Raw genomic sequence first — 4,731 nt, forward strand, 5'->3', positions numbered from 1 at the left:
TAGTGGACAAGTTTTATCATCGTTCAAAAACTCTATTAAGTTATGGAGCTTAGCTTCGACTATGCCCTTGCCTCTTGGTGGTGTATAGGAAACCTTACCGGCATTTGGCCCGGTGCCACCTTCCTTGATTACAATCTGCGCGATGGGTGTTCTTATACCATCATTGAACTGGCTGACTATACGGTACATTTTTACGAAGTAATTTTCATCGAAAATCTGGTCTTTTTGCAAATAGGCATAACCATCCCATAAGGCCTGCCGATAATACAGGACTTCCTTAGATGGACCGGTAAGTTGCTGGATTTGTTCTTCGCTATAGGCCTGATATAATTCATCATCAGTTGTGAAAATATTTTCTATTGAACTTGACGCTTTCGCTTCCTGTAAACTTATAGAGTTTATCAGCAGCCCTTGGTTCGGAATGACGATACTCCGGCCTTGTAAGCGTCCGAGCGCTGCTTTGGCATTCCCCAATTGACTGTAAATTTCAATATCTTCATATAGGTGTTTGTCAACTGGCAGTTCCGGTAAGGTATTCCATGGAACGCTCCGGTCAGGATTTACTTTATAAGGCATTTACAAATATACAAAATTGACCTTAAAATATTGACATTTTAAGGTCAAATAGTTTTTTGGCCTTAAACGTGGTTGGTAAACACCTTATGACCTTAAAATAATGCGATTTTAAGATAGTGCGTGACTCTGGCATTAGCAAATGGATGTGTCGTCATGAAAAAATTAATATATATTCGGGAAATCGCGTAGGATTAGACTGTACAAAAATAGTAGTACCATATTAAGATTTGCTCAATGGATTAAGAACAAAAACTTGATTTAGTGATATATCTAATGCTTAACAGCGTTTTAACAACCGCCACTCATTCGGAATGAATTCGAACGTATCTGTATTTCTGGGCAATTTCCAAACTTGCAATTCATTTTCAAGAAACTCATTAAGTTTCCGTAATCCTACTTCGTGGTAATTAAATGTGGCTGTTATTTCATTTTCTTTTAACCAGTCCTCCCAATAACCTTGTGGAGATAGCGGGTGAATATAAACGTCATCATCCCAATCGTTATTAAAGCCAAAAACGAAGCCCGATACTTCGGTTTTAAGATCGTCATCGGCAGCATCATCCAGTATTGTAGTTAAGCGGAAATAAGCAGCTGGATAATGGCCGCCCTCAGTATAAAATATTTCAACTTTAGAAAGCTTCCTGCTATTTAAAGCTAAAACGTTGTCAGTTATCAGGTCTACAAATTTAATCCACCGCTCATCGCTTATTTGGGTTAGCGGATTGTGTTTTACGATTGTGGTTGTCATAACGTTAATTTTTTAAAAGAAACAGGTCAGTAACTGACCTGTTTCGGGATTTACATTAAACATGAACTTTTGCTTTACGCGACTGCTTTTTTGCAGGAGCATCCTCCTTTTGCTGCCCGCGTTGTTTTAAGTTCCTTACCGGCTTTTGTTCGGGATGTAGTAATTCTTCCCGTTTGATTTTCTTCATTTGATAATCGTAAAGGTCGACGGTTTTGAATTGCGGGTTAGCCGCGATAAAATATTTTTTATCGCCATCCTCGCCACCAATAGTGATCTGCTGGGCGTTACCTTTCTTTAAGGAATACATTAATTCTTCCTTTGCTTTAGGGTCTTCGAGTTCCTTAATACCTTTTCCGGCAATAACCTTAGCAATATCATATCCATAATTTTCATGATAGTGCTTGATCTTCTTATTACCGTTTTCGGTAAGGTTTTTATCATCAAGCGTTAACCAGGATTGATATTTTTGGCCTTCCAAATTGTAAAGCTGTTTGTGTACAGCACGGCCTTCCATGAGATTAAAAGCCTCTTTAGCGGTTATGCCGCTACCTTTATTGATGAAGAACGATTGATTAATATCCTTTGCAGGATCATCTTTGTGACTGATGGTTGCATCATACTTATTGAAAAAGTACATATCCTTATTATCACCTGCTTTAAAATGCAGGGTATAATCAACCGTTTTTTGGTTGAACTCATGTTGTAAGCCTAACTTAAATTCAGGCGTCTTAGCAGCCATTTCCTTATCCAGTTCAGCATTTAACTTATCGCCAAAACCCAGGTTAAGCAGGCTCTTTTTTAGAAATTCAGCATTTTGAGTATTCATAACTTAATGATTAAAAATGAAATAAATGGTTAATTAAAGTGTATTAGCAGCTACTAAAGTATTTCCCGGTTGCTGCCTTGCGGGGGCAATTGTCTTTAAATCGTCCAGATCCTTTTGTTTAATTTGCAGGTACAAATGGCGGTTTCCATTGCGCTCATACAATTCAACGTTTAACGCCTGGTCTTCAGAAAGGGAAAAACGGTGAAAGCCAAAAACTCTTGCGATCTCCTGTTTATGGCCAATGGAAGTTTTTTTATGGAGTGTTGTAATTAACGGCACGATCTCCTGTTCATGGGTTGCCATCCGCGCAACCGTTTTCAAATCCCTGATATAAAAGCGTACAAAATCAATTTCATAAGGCAGATTGGATTTGTTCCGAATATCCAACCTAAAGAAAACCCGGTTACCCGCAAGGGATAGCTTATCAACCCAAGCTTTTACTCCTCCGGTTTTTTCATGGTCTACCACGTCTTTGCGTTTACCTTCGGCTAATTGGGTAACAACTGCGCTGTAATTAAAATCCGCAGTTTTAATGACCCGAACTGTCATTGGTGCTCCTCCATCAAGTTCAATTCGTCGTCCGGCACGTCCGTAGGAATATTCTACCGGAATGTGATAGATTTTTGCAGTGCTAATTTCCTGGACATTAATACGGGTTGGTGAAAAATCTGTGGTAAGGGCTTTAATCGTAATCAAAGCATTCTCTTTTTGGTCAACATCGAAATCCGGCGTTGACTTGCTGATAATTTTAACAGCAGATTTAAAGAATAAAGCGGTGGTTTTATCACGGCTCACATAAGCGGTATCTTGTGCGTAGGAAACTGTCCCCCAGGCACCAAGAATGAAAATAATGAATGATTTTTTCATGGCATTTTGTTTAATTATCACGGTCGTTACTATCCTTTAAAAGAACTTCGTAACCGGCCTTTACTTTAACTTTAATTTGCTTTACCTTATGGTTGAATAAGCCTTTTGCGGCTTCAACTCCTGCACTGGCCGCCTGTGTACCAACGGACTGATCCATTGACATGATCTGCATGGACTGCACGGCATCGCCAACACCATTTTTTGCAGCATCCCTTCCAATGGAACCGGGAACGTATAAGCCCTCCATACCGTCAAGATCATAAACAGCGAGTGCTACCGGTAGTATGTTGTTGAGATAGCGAATGCTGGTTATTTTGACTTCTAATCGCTCGTTATTCAAAGCGCAGGTGCCGTAAACAAAGCTGCCTTTTGGTATCATTTTGCCGTTTACATAAATGCCATCCAATAACCTCAACTTGATAACCGCGCCGGTTACGAGCGTTTGATCTTCATGCACCACTGCCTGAATAGTATTACCTGCTGTTTCGGCAGCATTAGCGGAGCGGCGTTTTTTTGTTTTACCGCCACCATCATAAGAAGCGTAGCTAACCTGCATTTTATCAGTTGCGGGATTATCGTCGTCATCATCATTCGCCGCCATCACCGCATAAACACGTCCATGATTTTTCAGAGATTGAGTACGAAGCTTGCTATTAGCATTGCCAGGATTTTGTATATCGTTAATTTGTTGCAGCATTTGTGTTAGCTGCTTCATTTCAGGATCGTTGCCGCCTCCGTTACCATTCATCGCTTTCATCATCAATTCCAGCCGTTTTACATCGGCGGCAGATTGTGGCGATGAGGTGCTCCCGCCGCCGTAGTTAGGCTGCTCTGGCTGGTTGATCTGCTGATTGATAGCGGCAAGTTTGGCCTGAATTTTAGCTTCGTTCACATCTGCCACGGTAGGGCCACCTGTAAGGTTGGCGGTCGAACGCTGGGTAGCGGAATCAGTATGCCCGGCTTTAGCGGCATCCAGTCCCATTGATTTAACGAAACTTTCGCTAACCCCGCTGCTGGATGAACTTACAGAATCAGTTTTAACGGTTTGATAAACGCCCATTTTATCCTGGGCCTTTTGATCCTTAAACTGCGCCTGCGGCAGTGTTGCATTTAACCCTTGTGCATTGGAATTTTCAAAGGCGGATGCTGATTGCTTACCGCCGCCTAATGCCCAAAATGCCATCGTTAAAAATGGGATGATAAGCAGGGGCATAAAGATTAAAAATTTGCGATCTTTCAAAAATTCAGGTGTATGCTGCGGCAATTGGCCGCTGTTTAATACTGCATTCATGATTTACTTTTTTTTAGTTAATGAATCTGTTAATTGACGTTTAATGAATTGGGGATCGGGGAACTCTGATGCCTGCCCAATATGTGCAGACGTATAGTTTTGTGATAATTTGGGAATGGTATAAAAGCTGCAAAATGAACTGCTCATTAGTATAATGAACGTTAGCAGTCCGATTGCTATAGCAATCTGTTTTTTTTGACGAATAGAATAAGCGTTAAACCACCTGTTTAGCCAAGCCGAAAAACGTATTTGGAAATTGATAATCTGTTTTGCCAGCGAAGCCGCAACCTTGTCGCTCAATTGTGCTGACGTTTTACTGTTTGATAAAATCATAGCTTTTAATGTTGAATGGTGGTATCCCTGTTCGCTAAGGTTTCCCAATGCAGGATCAAAAAACCATGCGGATTATTGTCTGACCTGGCT

6 protein-coding genes are annotated in these 4,731 nt (G+C 40.8%); all 6 read right to left on the reverse strand.

Annotation, left to right across the window (positions count from 1 at the left end):
* Nucleotides 1-576, reverse strand: a 576-nt coding sequence (locus ACE5CV_RS14810; RefSeq protein WP_374950968.1) for a Fic/DOC family N-terminal domain-containing protein, incomplete at its 3' end; no start/stop codon positions are given.
* 277 nt (nucleotides 577-853) lie between these two features.
* A complete protein-coding gene (locus ACE5CV_RS14815; RefSeq protein ID WP_374950969.1) occupies nucleotides 854-1,324 on the reverse strand; it encodes a hypothetical protein in 471 nt (156 codons plus the stop codon).
* Between the two features lie 55 nt (nucleotides 1,325-1,379).
* On the reverse strand, nucleotides 1,380-2,150 hold the full coding sequence (locus tag ACE5CV_RS14820) for a hypothetical protein (RefSeq protein WP_374950970.1): 771 nt from the start codon (nucleotides 2,148-2,150) through the stop codon (nucleotides 1,380-1,382).
* Nucleotides 2,151-2,183: 33 nt separating this feature from the next.
* Nucleotides 2,184-3,017: a DUF4138 domain-containing protein gene (locus tag ACE5CV_RS14825; protein WP_374950971.1), complete on the reverse strand. Its 834-nt coding sequence runs from the start codon at nucleotides 3,015-3,017 to the stop codon at nucleotides 2,184-2,186.
* Between the two features lie 10 nt (nucleotides 3,018-3,027).
* Complete coding sequence (traM, locus tag ACE5CV_RS14830; RefSeq protein ID WP_374950972.1) at nucleotides 3,028-4,308, reverse strand: conjugative transposon protein TraM; 1,281 nt, start codon at nucleotides 4,306-4,308, stop codon at nucleotides 3,028-3,030.
* A 3-nt stretch (nucleotides 4,309-4,311) separates the two neighbouring features.
* Complete coding sequence (locus ACE5CV_RS14835) at nucleotides 4,312-4,641, reverse strand: hypothetical protein (RefSeq protein WP_374950973.1); 330 nt, start codon at nucleotides 4,639-4,641, stop codon at nucleotides 4,312-4,314.
* Nucleotides 4,642-4,731: the final 90 nt, after the last annotated feature.

It is taken from the genome of Mucilaginibacter sp., from assembly GCF_964263795.1.
Lineage (GTDB): Bacteria > Bacteroidota > Bacteroidia > Sphingobacteriales > Sphingobacteriaceae > Mucilaginibacter.